Consider the following 23769-nt stretch of genomic DNA (forward strand, 5'->3'; position numbering starts at 1 on the left):
GCAATTCACGGAGAGGGGTTTATCCCGTCAGTCCTACCGACTAAAGGAGCTAGATAATGCCAATTTACTTGCAGATTGACCAAATTCAGGGTGATGCGACACATGAAACGCATAAGCGCTGGATGGATATTGAAGCGATCCACTGGAACGTAGGCCGCAAAATGAACACCTCGGCGGGTTCCGCAGCAAACCGCGAAGCATCGGAACCGACGCTTAGTGAAGTTGTACTAACGAAAGTTAGCGATTCATCATCCACAAAGCTTTTCCAGGAAGCCTGCGCCGGCCGTACAGGCAAGAAGGCTACTATTCACCTGGTAACCACCGGTAATCCTGGTGACACCTACATCGAATACATCCTGACCAATACGTTGATCGCAAATTACTCGGTTGATTCAAATGGTGATCGCCCAGTTGAGACATTGCGTTTGAACTTCACGAAGATGGAAGTGAAGTACACACCATACGACAACAACCATATGCCGCAGTCGCCGCTGATTGCTTCTTACGATCTGGCAACAACTCGCGCAGCGTAAGCCCATATATCGGACAATCGAGGCGGCCCATCGGGCCGCTTCAGCTTTTTTCGGACATTGTGGTTTATAGCAAACCCCACCCGCATGACGTTGATATGAATGTTTTTTTACGTGTAAAGCTTTGCTTGAATTAGTGCCGTGGTTAATTTATTCTGAATACAACTAGATGCAACTTATAGGCCCATGAAGAGGTATAACTATGCGATTGCTCCTTTCTGTTTCGGCGGCAGTTTTGGTAAGCTTTGCTGCACCGTCTTTTGCAGATCCAGCGTACAAATCCGAAGCCATAGTTGAGCACTTCATCAAGTCTGCTGAGCTTGGCAAGTCGCGCGCTATTTGCGTTGGGACTGAGCAGGAATGCGCGAAACAGCTTGTGAATGAAGATGCTTCGCCATTGAACATGAAGGTTACTTTCGAGCTCAATTCCGATCGTTTGACGGGCGAAGCCAAGCAAACATTGGATGAATTTGCCAAGGCGATGAACAACAAAGCGTTGAAAGTCGCTTCATTCCAGGTGGAAGGTCATACGGACGCTACCGGTACGGACCTGTACAATGACACCTTGTCGATGCGTCGTGCTCAGTCTGTTTCAACCTATCTGGAAGGTCTTGGCGTATCCGCTGAGCGCTTGAAAGCAGAAGGTTTTGGCAAGCGCCATCCTAGCGTGAGTGATCCGTTTGCTCCTGAGAATCGACGCGTTGAGACGCGGATTGTTCTTCCACAAGGTTGAATTGAGATCATTATTTCCCGGCGAATCGCCTCAGGAATTTGAATTCAAAATGGAAAAACCGCTGCTCATCGCAGCGGTTTTTTTGTTTTCCGGCAAGTATAGTGAATGATAACTATAGTATATCATCACTAGTCAGGAAGCCCGTGTTCCGACCCTCGACAGGAGAATAACGGGCAGTATTCCGATAATTACAATGGCTAATGCTGCGATGGATGCTTCTTCATAGGTGCCCCGCGCCGCTTCCCCGTAAAGATGGGTTGCAAATGTCTCAAAATTAAGCGGCCGCAACAGCAACGTAGCCGGTAGCTCTTTAACGCAATCAACAAAGACAAGCAGCGCAGCAGCTATTAGTGCCGCTTTTGAAAGCGGTAAATGAACATGCCTGAATGTGCCGCTGGCACTTTGACCAAGAGTACGGGAGGCGTGATCGAAAGTAAGCGGGATACGAGTCAGTCCGGCCTCCATACCACCTGCAGCTATGGCAAGAAACCTTGTTGTATAGGCGTAAATCAGCGCTGCACCGGACCCCATGAACAGCAACCCGGTCGAGATGCCGAACCAGGCAATGGCAGTCCTGTTTATGAGCTGGTCCAGTCCGGCGAGCAGGACAAGAACGCCAATAGCGATAACAGTGCCAGGTGCAGCATAGCCAACAGTTGCCAGCCTGAAAAAGCAGTTGGAGGCTGCTCCCGGGCGCAGACGGGCAACATAGGCGATCAAAACGCCCAGAAGCAGAGTGACTAATGTAGCTGCGGAGGCGAAAATTATGGTGTTGCCAGCTTCAGTGACTAACCGGGGTGAAAGGCCCGCAAACTGAAAGCGCTTCCACGCTTCGGTTGCTAGATAGATGGCGGGGAAGACAAACCCTATAAGAACCGGGATAAGTCCCATGCAAAAAAATGCTGTGCTGCGCCTGCCTGTTATCCGCGTCGGTTCAAAAACACGGCTTCTCTGTGCGCTGATGGAATAGCGTTGTTCGCGCCTTGCCCAACGCTCTACGGTCACCAGCATGACCACAATCAAGAGCAGAGAAAGCGCGATTTGCGAGGCTCCCGGCAGATCAGTCCGTGTTATCCAAGTTGTGTAAATCGAGACTGTGAGCGTGCGTATGCCCAGAAACTCGGATGCACCTATGTCATTCAATGCCTCCATGAGGGACAGACTGACACCAACGGCTATGGCCGGGCGGGCGAGGGGCAGTGCCACTCGCCAGAATATCTGACGTTGTGAAACACCAAGTGTCCGTGCTGCTTCGATTAAATTGGATGACTGCATGAGGAACAGTGCACGAGTGGGAATGTACACGTAAGGGTACAACACAAAGCCAAGCAGAATGATGCAGCCTGTCATGTTGCGTATATCGGGCAATCGAAATTCACGCGGGCTGGAAAATCCTAGTGCCCAGCGGATTGCACCCTGAACGACGCCTATTGGATGCAGAATATCCAGATATGCATAAGCTATGATGTAGGTTGGTACTGCCAGAGGTAAAATGAGGGCCCATTCCAGAATTCGCCTGCCCGGAAAATCATAGGCTGTAACCAGCCAGGCGGACGCGGTGCCAAGGATCGCGACAAGCAACCCAACTCCGCATAGCAGAATAAATGTATCGGCCAATGCAACGGGCAGGGTCGTCGCGAGCAAGTGAGACCATAGGCCATCCGAGCCTTGTACCGCTTGCAACACAAGCGCAAAGACAGGCAGGAGGACGAGAACTGCGACAATTCCTGCCGAGACAATCCATCCCGATCCGCTACGGCTACGCCGCTGATTGGTTGCTAACGGCGCAGTCAAAACTCGCTTCCATTCAAAGTGTGAGACAGGCGACCGCAAATGCGGACGCCTGTCGCTTTTGATTAGTTGTCGAAACCGGCTTTGTCTACGAGTTCGCTCGCTTCTTTGCGATGACTTACAACTTCGGTCAACGGTGTTGGATCAATCTTGAGCTCACCAAAGGAGGCAATGATCGGATCTGCCTTCACGCCTGCCTTTACAGGATACTCAAAATTGGCTTCGGCATAGATCTTCTGGGCTTCATCGGAAACCAGGTACTCAAGCAGCTTGATAGCCTCAGCCTTGTTCGGCGCATGTTTTGCAACTGCTGCACCGCTGATATTGACCTGCGTACCGCCGTTTTTGAAGGTAGGAAGCACAACGTTGATTGCGTTGCCCCATTTGACCTGATCTTCGCCGCCCTTTCCAGAGCGCATCAAGCCGACATAATAGGAGTTTGCGATAGCAATGTCGCAAATACCGCCCAGAATATCCTTGGCTCCGTCACGGTCGCCACCACCAGCCTTTCGCGCGAGGTTTCCCTTGACCGCAGCAAGCCATTTTTCAGTTTCTGCTGCATCGTAATGCGCCAGATAGCTGGCAAAAAGGGCTGTATTGTAAGGATGCTGGCCGGAACGAATGCAAATTTTGCCCTTCCATTTTGGATCGGCAAGATCTTCATAGTTGAAGCTTGCGAGATCAACATCCTTGGCAGTGTAAAGTACACGTGCGCGCATGGACAGACCAAACCAGTTGCCCTTTGGATCGCGCAATGTTTCTGGAATTGCATCGGAAAGGGTCTTGGATTCGATTGGCTGGGTCACACCCTTATCCACAAGATCGACGAGATTACCTGCATCGACGGCCATCAGGATATCGGCGGGAGAGCTTGCACCCTCGCTGGAAACGCGTTCTGCCAGACCATCCTTCAAGAAAACCGTATTGACGGTGATGCCTGTCGAGGCTTTGAAGGAGTCGAGCAGTGGCTGGATCAAGCCGGGTTCACGTGTGGTGTATATATTGAGTTCGGCAGCTGATACTGTGCCTGCAGTGAGTGCCAGTGTCCCTGCCATTACAATTGATTTAGCTATATTGGATGAATGCATTTTAGCCCCCTTGAAAATGAAAAATCACAATCAAGGCCAAACCATACATGACCAATTTTATCAAGTTTTAACAACGGGATCAGGCGTTTCTCACGAAATGTTGATCTGCTTTAAACCAGAGATTGTTATGCGGCAAATATAAGCAAGCCATCAGACTTTATGGCAAGGCTGATGTGGTTGGTGGTATGGGGAAACCGTTCAACAGTTTTAACGTGCAATGGTTGGGAGAGTCCTTCGACATCAACTGTCAGTTGTTCCACGTCACCAAGAAACACCCGCTCAACTATCTTTCCGATCGTCGGCCCTTCGTCAGTACTGACTGAAATAGCATGGGGTCTCACATAGGCGAGGGCATCGCTACCTTCCGGAAGTGCCGCTTCACAAGCATAAGGGCCGATAACCGTTTCAATCTGAGCATTTCGATAGATACCGGGTATCTTGTTGAACTCACCAAAGAAGTCTGCAGCATAAGGTGAATTTGGTCTATCATGAAGATCGTAGCCGGTGCCAATCTGAACGATCTGACCTTCGCGCATCAAAACGATGCGATCACCGGCAGACAAGGCTTCCTCCGGATCATGTGTCACCATGATTACAGTCGTACCCAGTCGGCGCAGCAGCTGAAATGTTTCCTGACGCACTTTTTGCCGCAAGCCGGAGTCCAGACTGGAAAACGGCTCGTCCATGAGCAGAATATCGGGATTGGGGGCGAGGGCGCGCGCTAATGCAACCCGCTGCTGCTCACCGCCAGAAAGCATGTGCGGATAACGTTTGGTGAGCGAAGCGATGCCAACGTGATCGATGACTTCTTTAGCTCGTTCTGAAGCTTGCTCCTTTGGTAGGGCCTTCAAGCCGAATAATATGTTCTGCTCAGCCGTTAAATGCGGAAAAAGAGCATAATCCTGAAATACAAATCCAATCCTGCGCATTTCCGGTTCCACGAAATATTGCGGTCCGGCGACTTGCCTGCCATTCATGGAAAGGACGCCACTATCAGGCCTGTCGACGCCTGCGATGATCCGCAAAAGTGACGACTTACCACAACCTGAATGGCCCACCAGGCAAATGATTTCACCAGTCTGGATGGACAGTGTTATATCCTTGAGCGCATCGACCTTGCCGAAGCTCCTGCCGACGGCATCAAGTTGGAGTGCTGTCGTTTGATGAGCTCGTTTTTCTGAATGCATTTATCTGTCTCTGTCTGCTGGCAGTTTGTGACGTCTTGATCGACTAAATTTGGTCGAAATGCAAATGAAGTACGAGTGTGCTAATCACGCCTGTGCCAAATTCTGACATGCATACCGGATGTATAAAATGAGCAATATACCAACCATCGAAACCGAACGGCTATTACTGCGCCCAATGAAAATTGAGGACTGGCCGAGCTATGCTGAGCTGATGTACTCGCAACGATCGGAATATATGGGAGGGCCTTACTCCACCAAAGTCGCTTGGGGAATATTTTGTCACGACGTAGCGCTTTGGTCATTGATGGGGCACGGTGCATTGATGATCGAAGATCGTGATACTGGTTTCTGCCATGGGCAGGTCGGAATCAATCATGGTCCGCTCTTTCCCGAACATGAATTGGGCTGGTTCGTATATCCCAGGTCTGAAGGTAAGGGCTACGCTTTTGAGGCAGCCAAAGCACTGCGTGACTGGGCATTCAAAATCTATGGGCTAAAGACACTCGTCAGCTATATGGATCCAAACAATGTCAGGTCACGAAAGCTCGCCGAAAGACTCGGTGGTCAACTGGATTTATTGGCTATAAGAGAAGACCCGGCTGATCTGGTGTTCAGATATCCGAACACGAGCAACATTTGATACCTCTGGTAGAGGCTATCAAGCGATATAGTGCGGTAATGGCAATATGCAGGGTCATGATTATCGGAGCGCCCGGATCAGGAAAAACCTGGCTGGCACGAAGACTCGCCCAGCAATTGCAATTGCCGGTTTACTCAGTGGATGATGCCGTTTGGGATGAGAATGGAAAGCTGCGGGAAGCAGACGAAATTGATCGCCTTGTACGTGCAGTTGTTTTTAAAGATTGCTGGGTCATTGAGGGAGGTAATTCACGGACTTATCAGGATCGCGCCAATCGGGCCGAACTAGTCATCCGAATGGCACCGCCATGGTGGCTCCGCGTCTTCAGAATACTCATGCGGGATGGTATTCGACTAAACCTTGTCCGTACCACAATTCAATATGATGCAATCTTCGGAGATAAGGATAGCGCTGCTTTGGCTGGGGCGAGCAAGTCCGCCAATACAATTGAGATTCGCAATCGGCGAGATGCTGCTCGAGTTATAGAATATTACAAAAATCAAAAGTAAGCTTTGACGTGGATCGATCATCCCAAGGGTGGTGTGCGACGAGACGGTAAAAGGGTGGATGACAATTCCATAAAGACATCGCATAAGATAGATTATGGAACTAAATTATGTAGCCGGTGAGACTTCCCCTTGATCATCACTGCAGTAGCTACTGACAAGGCGTTAAAGATTCTTCTTCTGATACGAGTTAAGCTCGGGATCGAGATCAATCTCCATGGTGTTTGTAAAGATTGTAGTTGCAATCATAATGCCAGCAAACGCGACCAGATTGACGATCGTACTTTCGGAATACACGGCTTTCAGCTTTTGCCATATGCCCTCAGGTATAGCGTTGGAGTCCGCAACGATTGCTGCAGCAAATGCCGTCAGCAAGGCTTCGTCACCATCGGGTGAAATTGCATCAGGATCGATGCCGGAGTCGATAAGTGCTCTTCGGAAAAAAGTTATAGGAACGGCTGATTTATTCGCTTCCGATATTGCAAGCGAAAACAACCATATCGCACGGTCTGAAACTACAGGTCGCAAGAGATCGCGCAATGTAAACCATTCGGCGTAAATGCGATGGGCAACTGGCGAGTGCAATAACACACGCTTCATATTGGTCATCCGGCCGCGCAACTTAAGCTCTAGGTCATGTTCAGCACGAGCTTCTGGAGAAGCCTGATCATAATTGATGGGTGAAATGCGGCTCATTGATCAGTCCTGCGTTCGCCTCAACCAGTAAGTTGCCGTTCTTGGCACTTTAGACTGTGATATCTGCAATCTGTGCTTTAGCGGCTGCCGCCAACACATTTGGTTCACATGGAAATACAAAGTTTGTTCCGCCAGCCGCCGCCCACACAACATCGAACCGCATGAGACTTGCATCCGCATAGGTTCTGATATCGATCAGATGCCCCAGCGGCGAAACTCCGCCGATGGCAAAACCTGTCTCCTTGCGCACATGTTTGGGGTCGGCCCGATGCAAGGGTTCGCTGACCAGTCCTGCAGCTTTCGCGAGATCAAGTTTTCGCGGTCCCGATACTAGAAACAGGTAAAGCTTGCCACTCTCGGCACCTTGAAAAACCAATGATTTGACGATCTGCTCTACGGTAACGCCGCACTGGATTGCAGCATCTTCGGCAGTGTGAGTTGAATCTGCCATTTGTCGGATTTCGATGTCCAGACCCGCTGTCATCGCAGCTTGGCGCACACGCTCGACACTTTTGCTCATAACTCAACCTCGAATGACAGACCATCATAGGCTGGTTCAACGTTGTCCGGTGTTTCCCTAAGCACAGTTCCATAATCAAGAGGAATATGCATATGGGTCAAAATGGCTCTATGTGGCTTTAGCTTGTTAATCCAGTCGATTGATTCTGCTAGCGAAAAATGGCTTGGATGCGTCCTGTACTGCAATGCGTCGATGACCAGATAATCAAGGTCAAAAAGCTGTGCTGCAGTAGTATCTGGAAACGCACTGACGTCGGAGCAGTACGCCACATCGGCAATCCTGAAGGCCAATGAGAGGATATCGCCATGTATTTGCGGCAGTGGTAGAAACCGTATTGGACCGCCCGGCCCATCTATCTCAAATGCCTCGTGATGGATAATCTCGTGCGGACGTAAAATTGGTGGATAACTCGAGCCTTCCGGCGTTTTAAAACAATAGGAAAAGCCTTCCATCAGTCGGCGCTGCGTCGTCGCGTCGGCGTAGATGTTTACGAGGTCCCGTCGATCGATAACGAAGGTACGCAGGTCGTCCAGGCCGTGGATATGATCAGCGTGAGCGTGGGTATAAACAACGGCATCAAGCTTCCCGTGGCCAAAATCGATCATTTGCGAACGGAAATCTGGTCCGGTATCGATAATGACCGTCGTTATCCCGTGTTCGCCGATACGTTCGACCAGCATTGAGGCGCGACGACGCTTGTTCTTTGGTTCATTAGGATCGCAGTTGCCCCAGTCACCATTAAGGCGCGGCACGCCCGGTGACGAGCCGCAACCAAGAATGGTGAAGCGCAACCGGTCAGGCATTTTGGGGCCTTGGCATCTTGGTGAACAGGCGGAACACGTTGTCAGATGTTATCTGGCCGATTTCCTCTTCACTAACGCCAATCGTCTCGGCCAGAACAGAAGCAGTATGGCGCACGAAACTTGGCTCATTGCGTTTGCCGCGATGTGGCATTGGCGCGAGATAGGGGGCATCGGTTTCAACCAAAAGCCGGTCTCGGGGAATATTTTTTGCTATCTCCCGGATTTCAGGCGAATTCCGGAACGTCAGAATACCCGAAAAGGAGATGTAACCACCAAGTTCGACACCCACTTGCGCAAGTTCTGTACCGGACGAAAAACAATGTAGAATAAAAGGGAAAGCACCCTTCCCTGTCTCTTCGCGTAAAATGGAAATCATGTCTTCATCGGCACTACGGGCGTGTATGACCAAGGGCAGCTGCGTTATTCTGGATGCTGCAATATGGGTGCGAAAACCCTGCGCCTGTGCTTCCGGCGGGGCATAGTCGTAATGGTAATCCAAGCCCGCCTCACCAATAGCCACGACCTTTGGATGGTTTGACAGTTCAACGAGGTTTTCAACCGTGATATCAAGCTCTTCATGCGCATTATTGGGGTGTGTCCCTACCGAGGCATACACACTTTCATAGGCTTCGGTTATTGCGATAATGCTATCGAAGCGGCGCACCCGCGTGCAGATCGTCACAAGGCGCTTGATGCCATGATCAAGCGCCCGTTGAACGATTGCGTCGCGTTCTTCGGCAAAGTCTGCAAAGTCCAGATGACAGTGACTATCAACCAGCATCGGACTATTCCGCTTTTTCCGCCTCGACATAACGAGGGAATATCGGCTGTGGTGCGGGCAGGTCACTGCCTGGAACCAGTTGGCTCGCCGTCAGGTCGGCAAAGTTGCGTTTCTCAGCTGGCACGGCCAGAATATCGAGTAGTTTTTCAGCCGAACCCGGTATGAAGGGTTGGCATAGAATGCCAACACGACGGATCACTTCAGCCGTTACGTAGAGAACTGTTTCCATACGCGCCGGGTCTGTTTTCTTGAGAGCCCAAGGTTCCTGACCGGCAAAATAGCGGTTCGCTTCAGCCACGACGCTAAAGATTGCAGCCAAGGCCTGATGCAAGGCCTGTACACCGACTGCTTTGCGGGCTGTATCAAGTGCAGCAACCGCCTGATCCAGAATAGCCTTGTCTGCTTCGGTCAATGCACCCGGTTGTGGCACCTTGGCTTCACAATTCTTGGCAATCATGGACAATGAACGCTGGGCCAGATTACCAAGATCATTGGCAAGGTCAGCATTCGTGCGATTGACGATTGCTTCATGGCTGTAATTGCCGTCCTGGCCGAAGGGAATTTCACGCAGCAGGAAGTACCGCAGTTGGTCGAGGCCGTAATGCTCCACGAGTGCTGTCGGATCGATAACATTTCCCACCGATTTCGACATCTTCTCGCCGCGGTTGAAAACAAAGCCATGACCGAAAACCCGTTTCGGTAATTCAATGCCGGCAGACCAAAGGAATGCTGGCCAGTACACGGAATGGAAACGGATAATGTCCTTGCCGATGATATGCACATCAGCAGGCCAGTAGTGCCAGCGATCAGCATTTTCGTCCGGATAACCGGCAGCAGTGATATAGTTCGTAAGGGCATCCACCCAGACATACATCACATGCTTTTCATCGCCGGGAACAGGAACGCCCCAATCGAATGTGGTGCGGGAGATCGAAAGGTCTTTCAGCCCGGATTTTACGAAAGACACAACTTCATTGCGTCGCTCGTCCGGTCCGATAAAGCCGGGGTGCTCGCTGTAGAGAGCAAGCAGGCGATCCTGATAGGCGGATAGCCGGAAGAAGTAGCTCTCCTCCTCCAGCCATTCGACAGGTGTGCCTTGCGGGCCATAGCGCACATTGTCAGCCCGCAGTTCAGTTTCTTCTTCCTGATAATAGGCTTCATCGCGCACGGAATACCAACCAGCGTAACCACCTTTATAGATGTCACCTGCGTCTGCCATTTTTTGCCAAATCGCTTGTGAAGACTTGTAATGGCGCTCTTCAGTGGTGCGGATATAATCATCAAATGAAGCATTCAAAAGATGCCCCATGTCACGGAAAAGCTTGGCGTTTCTATCTGCAAGCTCGCGCGGACTGATCCCTTCCTTGCGGGCGGTCTGCAACATCTTGATTCCATGCTCGTCAGTTCCGCTGAGGAACATGACATCCTTGTCGTCATGGCGATTGAAGCGCGCAATGGCGTCAGTAGCGATCACCTCGTAGGCGTGGCCGATATGCGGGCTTCCGTTCGGATAAGCGATGGCAGTCGTAATGTAGAATTTTTCGCGGCTCATGCGTGACCTGATTTCGTCTTTTGTATTTACATCTTGGGAGAAAACGTCTGGTTGACATAACGCATGTCAGGCATGATTGCCATAGTGTGCGTGCCACCTGAGTGCTCTTGCTTATAGTTACAGCTAACCGTATGTCTTGCACTTCTTTTCCATTCAGTTTGCTGGGTACCAGTTTGACAATAGTTCCTGCCTCTCCCCGGCGCTTGAGTGCCAATTTCTATATGGTAACCGGACTTTTCCTATTTTCCGGATTTCTGCTTTATGCAGGCAACGAGGCTCCTGTATGGGTTTTTGTATTCGTCTTTTCCGGCTGGGTTGTCTCGCTTTGCCTGCATGAAGGGGCTCACGCATTGGCGGCCTATTATGGCGGCGACAGATCGGTTCTGGACAAAGGCTACCTGAGACTCGACCCGCTAGGCTACGCAGACCCCTTATACAGTTTCGCCCTACCTCTGGTTTTCCTGTTGATTGGCGGTATCGGTCTTCCGGGCGGCTCCGTTTACATCCAGAGAAGCGTCCTGAAGACCAAACATTGGGATGCAATCGTTTCGGCTGCCGGTCCCTTTGCAAATCTGGTTATCTTGCTTGTGCTAGGCCTCCCCTTTATGGCCGGTCTGCCTGAGACAACGAGCACGGATACATTCTGGGCCGCAATGAGTTTTCTGGCAGCATTACAAGCCACCGCCATTGTTTTGAACATGCTTCCAATTCCCGGCTTGGATGGTTTTGGGATTATCCGCTCCTACCTTCCTTACGACATGCAGGCACAAGCGCAGCAATTGGGTTCCATGCTGAGCTTCGCCCTGATGTTTATCTTTCTGTCGGATGCAGTCAGCGGTGCAATCTGGAACGCATCCTACAAACTTGCAGGGCTCGTTAGTATCGATCCAAGCTATGCGTATTACGGATTTGAGCTGTTTCGGTTCTGGCGCTAATTAAACGCTCGCTGGATACGCTCCAGAAAAATCAAAACCGTTTGCTTGCGATCAAGATTGAACGCAGCAGCGTCCCTCGCCTCGTTTTGCATATCCTGCCAGAGCAATGACCAGCGATTGGCTTCATTGCTGTTGCCTTGCTCAGCAGCAAGGCGCGCTTTTATGGCGACCCGCGCCAATAAATCCTCAAGGAACAGATCATACTGGATTTCCGCATCGCGTCCGGAGAGCGCTGTTGCCAGAGCATGGGCTTTTGGAACGTCGAATACGCGTTTTTCAAGAATACCATCAACCGCGGCCGAAATCTCGAGGCCACCAAAAGCGAGCAACAAGGCAGCCTTACGCACGCTGCCATCCGCATGTGTCATCAGTTGATCTGCATCTGGCAACGATTGTGTGTCGAGGTTGATCGCCTTGAGGGCTGCTGCCAGATCCGGGTTTGCCAGTGGTTCAAAACGGATCGATTGACAACGGGAACGGATCGTAGGCAGAAGCCGCCCCGCTGAATGCGATATCAAAACGAACAGGGTTCTCTTCGGTGGCTCTTCAAGAGTTTTTAGTAAGGCATTGGCAGCATTGCGATTCATGTCATCAGCAGGGTCTACTATAACCACGCGCCAAGCGCCGTCATGCGATGTCCTGTTAAGGAAATGTCCGACACGGCGGATTTCTTCGACAGGTATGCCGGTTTTGAATTTTCCGCCCTTTGCATCAAAGGGTCTGCTTATGTGGAGAACCGAAAGATGCGTGCCGGTCGCCATCTGCCGGTATGGCGCTGATCCAAAATCCGGCGTTGCCAGCGTCAACGGCGCATCCGCCTCCTGAGGATATTTGAGCATATGTCCGGCGAGATGAAATGCCAGCGTTGCCTTGCCGATGCCTTGCGGGCCTTCAAGCAGCAATGCGTGATGCATTTGACCGGATTGATAGGCCTGAGCCAGAAATGATCTTATCCCCGAATGGCCAAACAATGCCGGATTTGCCGAAGGAGAAGGCACCCCGTCGATTGCATCGTGGGCGGCTGGTACATCCAGAACGACGTCGCTCATTTAATGCCCTCAACTATTTCCGAACTGCGCAAATCGCTCGCTACCCTCACGCCATCGACAAATTTGGCGATTTCAGCGGCTATCTCATCAACAGGTCGTTCCGCGTCGACAACTCTGCAGCGTTTACGCTCTGCTTTGGCTATGGCGAGATAAGCGTCGCGTCGTCTGGTATGCAGCTCGAGAGTTTCTTTTTCAAAACGGTCTGCCACATCTGTACCACGCCGCGCATTTGCTCGCTGCAGTCCGACTTCCGCCGGCAGATCAAGAATAATTGTCAGGTCCGGCATCAGGCCGTTTATGGCTGTTCGCTCGATGGCATTCATAAGCAGTGGATCGAGATTGCCCGTGACACCCTGATAGACCCGGCTCGAATCGATATAGCGGTCGCAAAGCACGGTACGCCCGGACTTAAGTGCCGGGCGTATTACCTGCTCCACATGGTCGTTTCTGGCAGCGGCAAACAAAATGGCTTCCATCGCGGGCCCTAGCGATTCTGCGGCTCCACTCAGGATGACATGGCGTGCAGCCTCAGCTCCGGGTGTTCCTCCGGGTTCGCGGGTCACCAGCACGTCAATTCCGTTTGCACGCAAATGCTCGCTCAGCCGGGCAATCTGGGTCGATTTGCCAGCGCCTTCGCCGCCTTCAAAAGTAATGAATAATCCTTGCACGCTTATTGCTGTCTTTCGAACCAATGTAATTTCGTACAATGGGTTCTAACGTTCGCCCGCGTGATGTGCAACGATCCTAGAAGCTCAATCGACGCATCCAGCCGGTTGTCAGTTCAAACACCGCATTGAGCGCGCGCTCGGTAAGATCGCCACTTGCAACGGCTTCCGCCGTATAGACGGGTGTTTCCTGAACCAGAGCATCGCCAATCCAGATGCGCAACGTGCCAACGTGCTGATCTGCTTCGAGTGGCGCTACCAGTGGTCCACTATAGACGACATGCGCTTTCAGGCGATCACGATTGGCCACAGGAACAAGGATGCTGACCTTCTCATGGGCTTTCAGTGGTACACCGGATTTAACGCCGCCGAAAACGCTGGCTTCGCCAACAGTTTCACCGATCCCGAAAATGTCCACTTCCTCGAAAGCCTGATAGGCCCATTCGAAGATGCGTTTTGCTTCTTCCGCCCGTTCCTTGTCCGTTGCAAGGCCGCTCAATGCAACAATGTATCGGCGGCCGCTGCGTTCAGCAGCACCAACAATGCCATAGCCCGATTGTTCGGTAAATCCTGTGCCCATACCATCTGCACCGATATCGAGCCTCAACAGCGGATTCCGGTTGCGCTGGAAAATGTTGTTCCAGGTAAAATTGTCCTGCGCATAGGTTTTGTAATAGTCGGGATATTCTTTTTTGATGTGCCGGGCCAGTTTAACAAGGTCGGTCAATGATACCCGTTGCTTTGGGTCTGGCAGGCCGGTCGAATTGACAAATGTCGAAGCTGTCAGCCCGATCTCTTTGGCCCGGGTGTTCATCAATTCTGCAAACTTCGCTTCTGTGCCTGCGATCCCCTCTGCGAGAATGATGCAGCCATCATTTGCCGATTGCACGATGACGCCCTGTATGAGGTCACCAACTGCGAGTTGCGACTTGATCTTCGCGAACATGGTTGAACCACCAGATGGTGCCCCACCCGTCCGCCAGGCATTTTCACTAACTGTATATTGCGTGGTCTGTGAAATCTCACCGGTTTTCAACGCGTGAAAAACCACTTCCATGGTCATAAGTTTTGCCAGTGCGGCAGGCTCGATCAATGTATCGGGAGATTTTGTAAAAAGAATTGTGCCCGTCTGATCTTCGATCATCAGGGCCTGTTTGGCCTTTGTTTCGAACAGGGCATCTTCCGCGCTGGCAGAACTTAACGGGGCAAACACAACACTGAGACCCAAAGCATATATACGAAGATGCTTTGCAAACTGAGATGGCGCCTGATTGCGCTCAGTGGCCATCGTCGCGAACGACAAACGCATCATCGGCACCAGCCTTCCAGGCCGCCTGCAACAAGGCGTCGGTTTCTTTTGCATTATCAGCCTTGGCCACGAGTGCAATACGCGCACCAGTCGGGCTGGCAACTTCGGAGAGTTTAACCTTGCCGAAGGGGGCAAGTGTACTCATCAGGCGGGCAGCCTCTTCCTTGCTGGCAAACAGGCCGATATCGACATATTCACCTTCGAACGAGGCTTGCGAGGCGCTGATGGACTTCCAGGCTGTCGTTACTGTCTCAGGCGAAAGCAGCATTTCGGTTGCTGCGACAGGTGCATGAGCCATTGCGACGCGCTCGCTTGCATAGGAGTTCACGAAAGGCGATGCAGTGCCCTTTCTGCCCTTATACGATCCAATCAGGACTGCGGGCTTATCGGCGACGAATGGCCCGATCAATGGCAGGATGGGATCAATATCACTATTGAAGGACAGGCCGGTTTCATCGACAAAATTCTGTTGTTGCTGCGGTAGCGCCAGTTGGTTTGCCTGATCACCAAGGGACATAGGCTGGGTACCGAGGCTAGCAACCTGAATACCTGCCGGCTCTGGACGCACCATGCCAGGGACTGGCGTCTGTTTGCGGCCCGTTGGTGTGGCGCCATTCATGGCAATCATCACACCGGATGCAGGCTGCCCCCAAGGATCAGCCGCACCGGGGCCGCGATAGGAAGCCATAAGGAAGCGATCATCATCGCCATTCAATGGGGCTCGACCAACATATTCGACTTTCACATCGGCTGTTCCGGTATGCTGATAATCGAGCATCGTTGCGGCGCGTTGTGAAAGATCGATAACGCGGTCGCTATGGTAAGGCCCACGATCATTCACGCGAACGATAACTGAGCTGCCATTGCCCAGATTGGTTACGCGCGCATAGCTTGGCAAAGGCATGGTGGGGTGGGCAGCAGACAATTGGGCTGTGTCATAAACTTCGCCGTTGGCTGTCAGGCGCCCGTGAAAAGCCGAGCCATACCAGGAGGCCCTGCCCTTGCGGATGTAACCCGGTTCTTCCTTTGGATAGTACCATTTTCCGGCAACCTGATATGGTCGGCCTACCTGATCGCGGCCGCCGCCGCGTTTGATTTTACCGCCCGTCCAAACGCGCGGGCTCGCCTTCACGCCATATTTGGATTCAGCGAAATATTCCTTGCCGTGGGATTTTTTGGCAGTCTTTGCTTTCGGCGACGCGCAGGCCGCCATGAGAATGCCCATGGCCACAACGCCCGCAATGCGCGTGACAGTGGCAATTCGAAAAGCTTTGGCTTTTGGCAATGCAAACTACCGGCCGGGTTGGCCGTCCCCACAATTTTACATCAAGGTATAAATACCAGATTGAAACATTTGAGCAAAGCCGAGACCCATCGCGGACTTTTACAGCTTCCATAAATGTCAGCTAGAGGTTGATACGCTGTTAACAAACCGTGTGTTCAATCGGTAAAATATCGTGAAGTTTGCCGCAGGTGCGCAAAAGCGCTTGAAATCGCCGAGACAATCGCGCATAGACGGCGCGCTGGAGGGGTGGCCGAGCGGTTTAAGGCACCGGTCTTGAAAACCGGCGTAGGTGAGAGCCTACCGTGGGTTCGAATCCCACCCCCTCCGCCATAGCCCAAGCCTGCCTGCCGAAATTGGTATCAGTCTACCACGGCACAAAGTAATCCCATATTGCTCTGCGAACCCAAAGCTGCCCAATGTCTTACACTTGGGATGATCGCACTGAAGCTTAAAAATCTTGTGCGATGCTGCTATAGGTTTAGGTCTCAGACCGATCAATGAGCTTCAGCGAAATCTAAGAACAAGTGTATTATTTCCAGGAGGTTATCTACCCGGCCTGATCCGGTTAAAATACCATCTTTAATCAAACATGCATCAATCGCTGCCAAATTTTAATCAGGAAAAATCGCAATGAATCCGACACCGACAGGTCGCCTTGATGGGAACAATCTGATCCTCATACGCACGTTCGCTGCCGATATCTCTGATGTCTGGTCGAGCGTCACCAAGTCCGAAGAAACGGCACTTTGGTTTGGCCCTTGGGAGGGCGACGCGGGACCGGGAAACCTTGTGCGCATACAGCTGGTTTACGAGAAGGGTAAGCCGTGGGCGAAAATGATGATTGAAGAATGTGAGGCGCCAAACCGCTTGGTAGTTACCATGAAGGATGATTTTGGCGATTGGCGCATTACACTCTCCCTAAAACAAAACGGCGATACGACAGAGTTGCGTTTTGTGCAGCACCTGAGCGACCGGAAGCTCGCTGGAGACGTTGGCCCCGGCTGGGAATACTATCTGGACATGTTGGTTGCTGCGCGCGAAGGCAATGCGTTGCCATCATTCGACGATTACTATCCTTCGCAGAAAGCGCACTATTTGGAAGGCTTGTAATGCCTTGGGCTGTTCCAGTGTGTTGATGCCGATAATTTATGCCGGGACCGCCAAACGCGCTGCGAGGGACTTGCTGAGAAAGTCGATAAAGACTCGTACCTTGAATGGCAGGTATCTGGCGGGCGGGAACATCGCGTAGATCGACATTTCAGGGGCGCGATAATCAGGTAGAACTTCCCGTAAGCTATCATTACGCAAGTATGACTCGACGATGAAAGTCGGAAGCAAAGCGATACCACACCCTTCAAGAGCCGCGTCGCGCATTACTTCGCCATTGTTGCTACACAAGCGCCAAGGCACTGGAATCCAATGATCTCCATCCGGCCCGGTAAGTTTCCATTGCAGCCCCGTTGCGAGATAACCGTAGTTTAGGCAGACATGATTTCGCAACTCTCTTGGGTGTTTCAGCACATCTGCTTGCTCCAGATAGGTCGGAGATGCGCATATGACCCTTGTCACGGATGCGATTCTTTGGGAAACCAAGTTGGGTGGAGGCACGTCCGTTAAACGAAGCGTGACGTCGAACCCCTCCTGCACAGTATCCAACTGCTGATCACTCAGGATAAGTTGCACCTGCAGGTCTGGATGCTGGGCCATAAATTGAGCAATCAAACGACCAAGGAACTTTGTCCCGAACGACATTGGGGCGTTCACATGCAGCAGACCGCGGGCTTGGGACTGGAATTGTGATATCGATGTCTCAGCGTCTTCGATTTCGGCCAAAATTGCCAGACACCGGTCGTAGTAGCGCTGGCCTGCTTCTGTAGGTGTTGCACTCTGAGTGGTGCGATTTAGTAACTGGACGCCGAGCTCAATTTCAAGATCAATCACATATTTGCTGACTGCGGATCGGGACAGGCGCATCTCTCTTGCAGCTTCACTAAAGCTGCCGTGATTCACCACCCTCGTGAACGCCTTCATGTTTGTTAGTTTGTCCAATTTTATCTCCGCGTGCTCAGGCACTCGTGCCCGCCTTGCTTGCGGGATTGTCGACGATTTGTAGACAGATACGCCATACGATTCTGTATTGTCAACGAATTGTAGCCGAAATACCCTCGGCAATGTGAACTGCTTGAAGATTTACTGATGGGTGCGGGACCAAAAAATGAGCTTCAATACATACTGCCTTAGTTTGATTGCTCAGCTGCCCACTCCGCGTTGGGTTGGCGAAAAAAAACATGCGTGAAAGCCATCCGATTGCGACGACAGGTGCGCCGTTAACGGAGGCAAAAGCAGTCGTCATTCTCTTGCATGGGCGCGGGGCAGCCGCCGGAAGTATGTTCGGTCTTGCCGATGTTTTTGAGCGACCCGAAATTGCCTATTGTGCTCCCCAGGCACCGGGTGGCTCGTGGTACCCGCATTCCTTTCTGGCACCGCTTGAACATAACGAGCCGTTTCTTTCAAACTCGCTTGCCATAGTAGCAGACACGCTGACTTGGCTGGAGCGCTTGGGCTTCAACTCAAAAAGAACAGCTTTGGTTGGTTTTTCACAGGGAGGATGCCTCGCGCTGGAATTTGTAGCGCGCAACCCCCGTCGCTACGGTGCGGTAGCCGGTTTGAGCGCCGGTATTATCGGTCCGGAAACGTCATCGAGAGATTCTTCCGGATCGCTTGCCAACACATCGATATTTTTGGGCTGCTCAGACATGGATTCCCACATTCCGCTGCGGAAGGTGCATGAAAGCACCCGCGTGCTCTCGGCGCTTGGAGGCCAAGTCGAAGAATGTATCTATCCTCGCATGGGACACGAAATCAACGATGATGAAATCGATCGGGTCCGCTCCCTTCTGTCGGCTTTGGTCGCAGAACCCTGATCCCGCGTTTCTGCGCGCGCGTACAGCAGCCTGCCTCAAATTTATAATGGAGAACCGAAAATGAGCAAACTAACTGAAGTGCTGACACCTGAGAACAGCCAGGTAATCTTCATCGATCAACAGCCGCAAATGGCGTTCGGGGTTCAGTCCATCGACCGGCAGGTGCTGAAAAGCAATGTTGTCGGCTTGGCTAAAGCTGCAAAAGTCTTCAACATTCCCGCAACGATCACCACCGTCGAGACGCTTTCCTTTTCCGGCAACACCTTCCCTGAATTGCTCGCGGTGTTTCCAGAAAACGAGCTTCTTGAACGCTCGTCGATGAACTCCTGGGATGATCAAAATGTCCGCGACGCATTGGCACTGCATGCTGCCGATGGCCGTAAGAAAATCGTTGTATCCGGGCTCTGGACCGAAGTCTGCAACAATACCTTCGCGCTATCGTGCATGCACGACACGGACTATGAAATCTACATGGTAGCTGACGCCTCCGGGGGAACATCGGTGGAGGCTCACAAATATTCCATGGATCGCATGGTTCAAGCTGGTGTCATTCCAGTCACTTGGCAGCAGGTTCTTCTGGAGTGGCAGCGCGACTGGGCGCGCAGAGAAACCTATGACGCCGTGATGGGCATCGTAAAGGACCACTCTGGTGCCTATGGCATGGGCGTCGATTACGCCTACACCATGGTTCACAACGCCCCCGAACGCGTCACGCACGGCGAGCGCGTCGGCCCGAACCCCGCGAAGTAGCCGCACCGACAATCACCACAGGAATTTATCGCTCACTTTCGAGCAGACGTTGGCTGTTTATCAAGCAGGTATCTCATGAAGCTCTATCTCGTGTCGTTGGCCGTAGGGCTGCTGGTAGGTGTGATCTACAGCCTTCTGACCGTGCGTTCGCCTGCCCCGCCCCTCGTGGCACTGATTGGTCTGCTTGGCATGCTTGTTGGTGAGCAGATCATTCCAGCCGGAAAGCAGTTGCTCTCCGGCACCGCTCTTACTTCGACCAGTGAGAAATCCCAGGACATGACCCCTGTCCCCGGAAAGCTCGCCAGTCAGCAAAGCGCGCCTGTACCCAGTCAATCCAAGGATGAAAGCCGATGAAGACAACCCGTCGCGGCTTTCTTGGTGGGATATCGGGACTTGTCCTGCCAGCAGTCACCTCATCGGCTCATGCCAGATATCAACGTTTACCAGGAGACGGCATGATGCATGCAGATACGATCATCCATAATGCACGGATTACAACGCTTGATCGAAAAAAACCGGCTGCTGCTGCAGTCGCCATCAAAGATGGCAAATTCCTTGCCGTCGGTAGCAATGAGGAGGTACTCGCACTTGCCGACGACAATACGAAAGTGATTGATCTCAAAGGGCGGTCCCTCATCCCCGGTTTGATCGACAATCACACGCATGTCGTTCGTGGCGGCCTCAACTTCAACATGGAGTTGCGCTGGGACGGCGTTCGTTCTCTTTCGGATGCAATGAGCATGTTAAAGCGTCAGGTTGATGTGACACCAGCCCCGCAATGGGTCCGGGTTATCGGTGGCTTCACTGAGCATCAATTTGCTGAAAAACGCTTGCCGACAATTGAGGAAATTAATGCGATCGCTCCCGATACGCCGGTATTCCTGTTGCATCTTTATGATCGCGCGCTGCTGAATGCAGCAGCTCTTCGAGCTGTGGGCTATACCAGAGACACGCCTGAGCCATTTGGCGGTGAGATCACACGCAATAGCCACGGCAATCCAACCGGGCTTCTACTTGCCAAACCGAATGCAGCGATTCTTTATTCGACATTAGCCAAGGGCCCGAAGCTACCATTCGATTATCAGGTCAACTCGACACGTCATTTCATGCGCGAACTGAACCGATTGGGTGTGACGGGCGTCATTGATGCTGGAGGCGGATTTCAGAATTATCCCGAGGATTATGCCGTCATTCAAAAACTGTCGGATGAAAATCAACTTACGGTGCGCCTCGCCTATAATTTATTCACCCAAAAGCCCAAGCAGGAAAAGGAAGATTTTCTTAACTGGACGTCTTCAGTGAAGTACAAACAGGGCGATGATTATTTTCGCCACAACGGCGCTGGCGAAATGCTGGTCTTCTCTGCGGCAGATTTTGAGGATTTCCGCCAGCCGCGCCCAGACATGCCGGCAGAAATGGAAGGGGAACTCGAAGAGGTCATACGAATTCTTGCCCAGAACCGATGGCCTTGGCGCTTGCACGCAACCTATGATGAGACAATCTCACGATCTTTGGATGTATTCGAGAAAGTAAACGAGGAAATACCTCTTCAGGGTTTGAACTGGTTCTTCGATCATGCTGAAACCATTTCCGACAAATCTATTGATCGCATAGCAGCACTCGGCGGCGGCATCGCAGTCCAGCATCGCATGGCTTATCAAGGCGAATATTTCGTCGAACGTTACGGACAACGCGCGGCCGAAGCAACGCCCCCAATAGCACGGATGCTCGAAAAGGGATTGAAGGTCTCAGCCGGCACGGATGCAACGCGTGTGGCATCTTATAATCCTTGGGTATCTTTGAGCTGGATGATCACCGGCAAAACAGTCGGCGGCATGCAGTTATATCCGCGCGCCAACTGCCTTGATCGGGAAACCGCTCTTCGGATGTGGACGGAGAATGTTACATGGTTCTCCAATGATGAAGGTAGGAAAGGCCGGATCGAAAAAGGCCAGTTCGCCGATCTCATCGTTCCGAGCAAGGATTTTTTCTCCTGTTCTGAGGACGAGATATCCTTCCTCACTTCAGAGCTTACGATGGTTGGCGGCAAAATCGTCTACGGCGCTGGTGACTTCGCTAAACTCAACGGGAATGAGGTTCCTCCGGCCATGCCGGATTGGTCGCCGGTTCGAACCTTCAAGGGTTATGCAGCCTGGGGTGAACCGGATAACGCTGGCAAAAACTCGCTGCAGCGCGCAGCCATTTCTTCGTGCGGTTGCCAATCCAACTGCGGCGTCCATGGTCACGACCATGCTAGTGCGTGGGGATCGAAGTTGCCGATATCCGATCTTAAGAGCTTCTGGGGAGCGCTGGGCTGCTCTTGCTGGGCGGTGTGAAAGTGGCTCGCCTCTCGCATGGTCGAATGTTGCGTTGCTTCATTCGATAGTCAAATAGCTTCTGGTCACCAGCGGAATTAACAAAGCTCGATCACGTAAGAGGAACCGTAGAAATGTTGAGCCTGTCACGCGTACAAAGCAATTCATTGGGACTGGCGTTCATTTCGGGCTTTGCGGATGCGCTGTTTTTCGCTCACTTGGGTGGCCTGTTCGTTGGATTGGTCACTGGTAATGTCGTGCTCATTGGATTGGGTCTGGTTGGTCACGAAAAAGGTGGTCTTCGCGATCTGCAACTCCTGACATTCCCGTTTTTCATGGTTGGCGCAGGCTTGGCAGCGATTATGGTTGCGTGGGTCAAACCATTGGAACGTGCAACATTCTGGACGCTCATCTCGTCTGCAGCAGCTTTCGCAATATCCGCCCTTCTCGCCACTTTTGGTGTCGGACCGGTGTCCGTGTACACACTTCTGGTCGTCATCGCGATGGGTATGTTGACAGCGATAGAGCGTCTTGATCCTCGGCTCGGTCCACCATTCTCACTGATGACAGGCAATATAGCTGGGCTAGCTGTTGCCGTTGTGCGTCGTCTCATAGGCTATACTGAAACGCGTGATGAGTGGAGACAATCACTGACATCGATCATTCTGGTGTTCGGGTTTGTGGCTGGCTGTGCAGCAGGCGCTTTCGCATACGTCACTGTAGGGGTAACGGGCATGATCCTGCCAGCCTGTCTGCTGCTCCTGATCGGAATCTTCTATTCGCCGCAAAGCGCTTAAGGGAGCTAATATGATGATGATAGTGTTTATCTCCTAAAGTGTGATTATGCTTTTCCCCTGAACTCAGACTAGATTCGTGCAGCAGTAGGCATCGAATGGAATCAGGCGGGAACTTTATGACAGAAACCGTGGCGACCGGCTCAAAGCCATTTTCGGCCTATGAGCGCATGATTGCCTGGCGTTACCTGCGTGCAAGGCGCAAGGAAACGTTCATCTCGGTCATCGCCGGGTTTTCGTTCACCGGCATCATGCTTGGGGTAGCAACTCTGATTATTGTCATGGCGGTCATGAACGGCTTTCGCGCTGAACTTCTGACCCGCATTCTTGGCATTAACGGCCACGTGATCATGCAGCCTATGGACAGGCCGCTTGATGATTTCGATGCGGTGATCAAACGCGTTGATGCGCTGCCCGGCATCTCCTTCGCCATCCCGGTCGTTGAGGGACAGGTGCTTGCCAAAGGCAATGTTGGCGCTGGCTCCGGCGCACTCGTACGCGGTTTGCGGGAAGAGGATATCAACAAGCTGCAACTGGTTGCGAAGAATGTCCGGCAGGGCACATTCCAAGGCTTTAATGCTGCGGGCGGTGTGGCAATCGGCACCCGCATGGCCGAAAACATGGGGCTTGGCCTTGGCGACAGGCTGACGCTGATTTCGCCCGATGGCGATGTAACGCCGCTCGGCATGGCACCGCGGGTCAAGTCTTATCCTGTCACCGCCATCTTTGAGATTGGCATGTCAGAATATGATGCTTCGATTGTGCTGATGCCGCTTGAGGAATCGCAGCTTTATTTCAATCAGGACAACAAGGTTCAGTCGATTGAGATATTTGCTGACAAGCCCGACGATGTGGACGCGTTGAAGAAGCCTATCGAGGAAGCAGCGCAGCGTTCAGTGATGCTGACTGACTGGCG

At 52.0% G+C, this 23769-nt stretch carries 25 protein-coding genes and 1 tRNA gene; 13 read left to right on the top strand and 13 right to left on the bottom strand.

Annotated features, from left to right (window positions below; translation table 11 throughout):
- Positions 1-56: 56 nt before the first annotated feature.
- On the top strand, positions 57-533 hold the full coding sequence (locus tag PMI41_RS23980) for a type VI secretion system tube protein Hcp (RefSeq protein ID WP_008129259.1): 477 nt from the start codon (positions 57-59) through the stop codon (positions 531-533).
- Between the two features lie 199 nt (positions 534-732).
- Entirely contained in the window at positions 733-1263 is a 531-nt protein-coding gene (locus tag PMI41_RS23985; protein ID WP_008129260.1) for an OmpA family protein, read from the top strand.
- Between the two features lie 132 nt (positions 1264-1395).
- Here PMI41_RS23985 and PMI41_RS23990 read toward each other — a convergent pair whose 3' ends face one another.
- The 3 genes from PMI41_RS23990 to PMI41_RS24000 all read right to left on the bottom strand — a co-directional run bounded on the left by PMI41_RS23990 (position 1396) and on the right by PMI41_RS24000 (position 5329).
- Positions 1396-3057, bottom strand: a complete 1662-nt coding sequence (locus PMI41_RS23990; RefSeq protein WP_052025974.1) for an iron ABC transporter permease — start codon at positions 3055-3057, stop codon at positions 1396-1398.
- Between the two features lie 62 nt (positions 3058-3119).
- The gene (locus PMI41_RS23995) at positions 3120-4109 is read right to left on the bottom strand and encodes an extracellular solute-binding protein (protein WP_244424003.1); all 990 of its coding nucleotides are present in this window, start codon (positions 4107-4109) and stop codon (positions 3120-3122) included.
- A gap of 158 nt (positions 4110-4267) precedes the next feature.
- Positions 4268-5329, bottom strand: a complete 1062-nt coding sequence (locus PMI41_RS24000) for an ABC transporter ATP-binding protein (protein ID WP_008129265.1) — start codon at positions 5327-5329, stop codon at positions 4268-4270.
- Positions 5330-5456: 127 nt separating this feature from the next.
- On the opposite strand from PMI41_RS24000, the gene PMI41_RS24005 reads away from it, so the two are divergent.
- Both PMI41_RS24005 and PMI41_RS24455 read left to right on the top strand, forming a co-directional pair.
- Positions 5457-5969, top strand: a complete 513-nt coding sequence (locus tag PMI41_RS24005; RefSeq protein ID WP_008129268.1) for a GNAT family N-acetyltransferase — start codon at positions 5457-5459, stop codon at positions 5967-5969.
- Positions 5966-6478, top strand: coding sequence for an AAA family ATPase (locus PMI41_RS24455; RefSeq protein WP_157179485.1), 513 nt, complete (start codon positions 5966-5968; stop codon positions 6476-6478). The genes PMI41_RS24005 and PMI41_RS24455 overlap by 4 nt, the downstream gene beginning before the upstream one ends.
- Positions 6479-6640: 162 nt before the next feature.
- Here PMI41_RS24455 and PMI41_RS24015 read toward each other — a convergent pair whose 3' ends face one another.
- Genes PMI41_RS24015 through metG form a run of 5 tightly spaced genes read right to left on the bottom strand, consistent with a single transcriptional unit; the run spans position 6641 to position 10839 of the window.
- The gene (locus PMI41_RS24015) at positions 6641-7171 is read right to left on the bottom strand and encodes a hypothetical protein (protein WP_008129272.1); all 531 of its coding nucleotides are present in this window, start codon (positions 7169-7171) and stop codon (positions 6641-6643) included.
- 49 nt (positions 7172-7220) lie between these two features.
- Positions 7221-7691, bottom strand: a complete 471-nt coding sequence (locus PMI41_RS24020) for a YbaK/EbsC family protein (RefSeq protein ID WP_008129274.1) — start codon at positions 7689-7691, stop codon at positions 7221-7223.
- Positions 7688-8494, bottom strand: coding sequence for an MBL fold metallo-hydrolase (locus tag PMI41_RS24025; protein ID WP_008129275.1), 807 nt, complete (start codon positions 8492-8494; stop codon positions 7688-7690). Before PMI41_RS24025 ends, PMI41_RS24020 begins: the two co-directional genes overlap by 4 nt.
- Entirely contained in the window at positions 8487-9275 is a 789-nt protein-coding gene (locus tag PMI41_RS24030; protein ID WP_008129277.1) for a TatD family hydrolase, read from the bottom strand. The genes PMI41_RS24025 and PMI41_RS24030 overlap by 8 nt, the downstream gene beginning before the upstream one ends.
- Positions 9276-9279: 4 nt before the next feature.
- Positions 9280-10839, bottom strand: a complete 1560-nt coding sequence (gene metG, locus PMI41_RS24035) for a methionine--tRNA ligase (RefSeq protein ID WP_280113464.1) — start codon at positions 10837-10839, stop codon at positions 9280-9282.
- A 161-nt stretch (positions 10840-11000) separates the two neighbouring features.
- Between metG and PMI41_RS24040 the strand changes: the two genes are divergently transcribed.
- Positions 11001-11762: a site-2 protease family protein gene (locus PMI41_RS24040; RefSeq protein ID WP_040856776.1), complete on the top strand. Its 762-nt coding sequence runs from the start codon at positions 11001-11003 to the stop codon at positions 11760-11762.
- Here PMI41_RS24040 and PMI41_RS24045 read toward each other — a convergent pair.
- The 4 genes from PMI41_RS24045 to PMI41_RS25600 form a co-directional block, all read right to left on the bottom strand.
- Entirely contained in the window at positions 11759-12811 is a 1053-nt protein-coding gene (locus PMI41_RS24045) for a DNA polymerase III subunit delta' (RefSeq protein ID WP_008129284.1), read from the bottom strand. The two genes, PMI41_RS24040 and PMI41_RS24045, sit on opposite strands and share 4 nt — an antisense overlap.
- On the bottom strand, positions 12808-13479 hold the full coding sequence (gene tmk / locus PMI41_RS24050) for a dTMP kinase (RefSeq protein ID WP_008129286.1): 672 nt from the start codon (positions 13477-13479) through the stop codon (positions 12808-12810). Before tmk ends, PMI41_RS24045 begins: the two co-directional genes overlap by 4 nt.
- A gap of 76 nt (positions 13480-13555) precedes the next feature.
- Entirely contained in the window at positions 13556-14764 is a 1209-nt protein-coding gene (locus PMI41_RS24055; protein ID WP_193372112.1) for a D-alanyl-D-alanine carboxypeptidase family protein, read from the bottom strand.
- Positions 14754-16070 carry a septal ring lytic transglycosylase RlpA family protein gene (locus PMI41_RS25600; RefSeq protein WP_280113463.1) on the bottom strand — a complete coding sequence of 439 codons (1317 nt, stop codon included), beginning with the start codon at positions 16068-16070 and terminating at the stop codon, positions 14754-14756. The genes PMI41_RS24055 and PMI41_RS25600 overlap by 11 nt, the downstream gene beginning before the upstream one ends.
- A gap of 240 nt (positions 16071-16310) precedes the next feature.
- On the opposite strand from PMI41_RS25600, the gene PMI41_RS24065 reads away from it, so the two are divergent.
- Positions 16311-16400, top strand: a tRNA-Ser gene (locus PMI41_RS24065).
- Between the two features lie 300 nt (positions 16401-16700).
- Entirely contained in the window at positions 16701-17180 is a 480-nt protein-coding gene (locus PMI41_RS24070) for an SRPBCC family protein (RefSeq protein WP_008129293.1), read from the top strand.
- A gap of 36 nt (positions 17181-17216) precedes the next feature.
- Here the strand turns inward: PMI41_RS24070 and PMI41_RS24075 are convergent, their stop codons facing one another.
- Positions 17217-18119 carry a LysR family transcriptional regulator gene (locus PMI41_RS24075; RefSeq protein ID WP_040856780.1) on the bottom strand — a complete coding sequence of 301 codons (903 nt, stop codon included), beginning with the start codon at positions 18117-18119 and terminating at the stop codon, positions 17217-17219.
- Between the two features lie 239 nt (positions 18120-18358).
- On the opposite strand from PMI41_RS24075, the gene PMI41_RS24080 reads away from it, so the two are divergent.
- The 6 genes from PMI41_RS24080 to PMI41_RS24105 all read left to right on the top strand — a co-directional run.
- Positions 18359-18994: an alpha/beta fold hydrolase gene (locus PMI41_RS24080; protein ID WP_008129296.1), complete on the top strand. Its 636-nt coding sequence runs from the start codon at positions 18359-18361 to the stop codon at positions 18992-18994.
- Between the two features lie 60 nt (positions 18995-19054).
- Complete coding sequence (locus PMI41_RS24085) at positions 19055-19744, top strand: hydrolase (protein ID WP_008129298.1); 690 nt, start codon at positions 19055-19057, stop codon at positions 19742-19744.
- 75 nt (positions 19745-19819) lie between these two features.
- Positions 19820-20098 carry a XapX domain-containing protein gene (locus tag PMI41_RS24090; protein ID WP_008129300.1) on the top strand — a complete coding sequence of 93 codons (279 nt, stop codon included), beginning with the start codon at positions 19820-19822 and terminating at the stop codon, positions 20096-20098.
- A 104-nt stretch (positions 20099-20202) separates the two neighbouring features.
- Complete coding sequence (locus PMI41_RS24095; RefSeq protein WP_040856781.1) at positions 20203-22080, top strand: amidohydrolase; 1878 nt, start codon at positions 20203-20205, stop codon at positions 22078-22080.
- Between the two features lie 113 nt (positions 22081-22193).
- The gene (locus PMI41_RS24100) at positions 22194-22856 is read left to right on the top strand and encodes a YoaK family protein (protein WP_008129303.1); all 663 of its coding nucleotides are present in this window, start codon (positions 22194-22196) and stop codon (positions 22854-22856) included.
- A gap of 116 nt (positions 22857-22972) precedes the next feature.
- Positions 22973-23769, top strand: a 797-nt coding sequence (locus PMI41_RS24105; protein WP_008129304.1) for an ABC transporter permease, incomplete at its 3' end; no start/stop codon positions are given.

The sequence above is a fragment of the Phyllobacterium sp. YR531 genome (assembly GCF_000282595.1).
Taxonomy (GTDB): Bacteria; Pseudomonadota; Alphaproteobacteria; order Rhizobiales; family Rhizobiaceae; genus Phyllobacterium.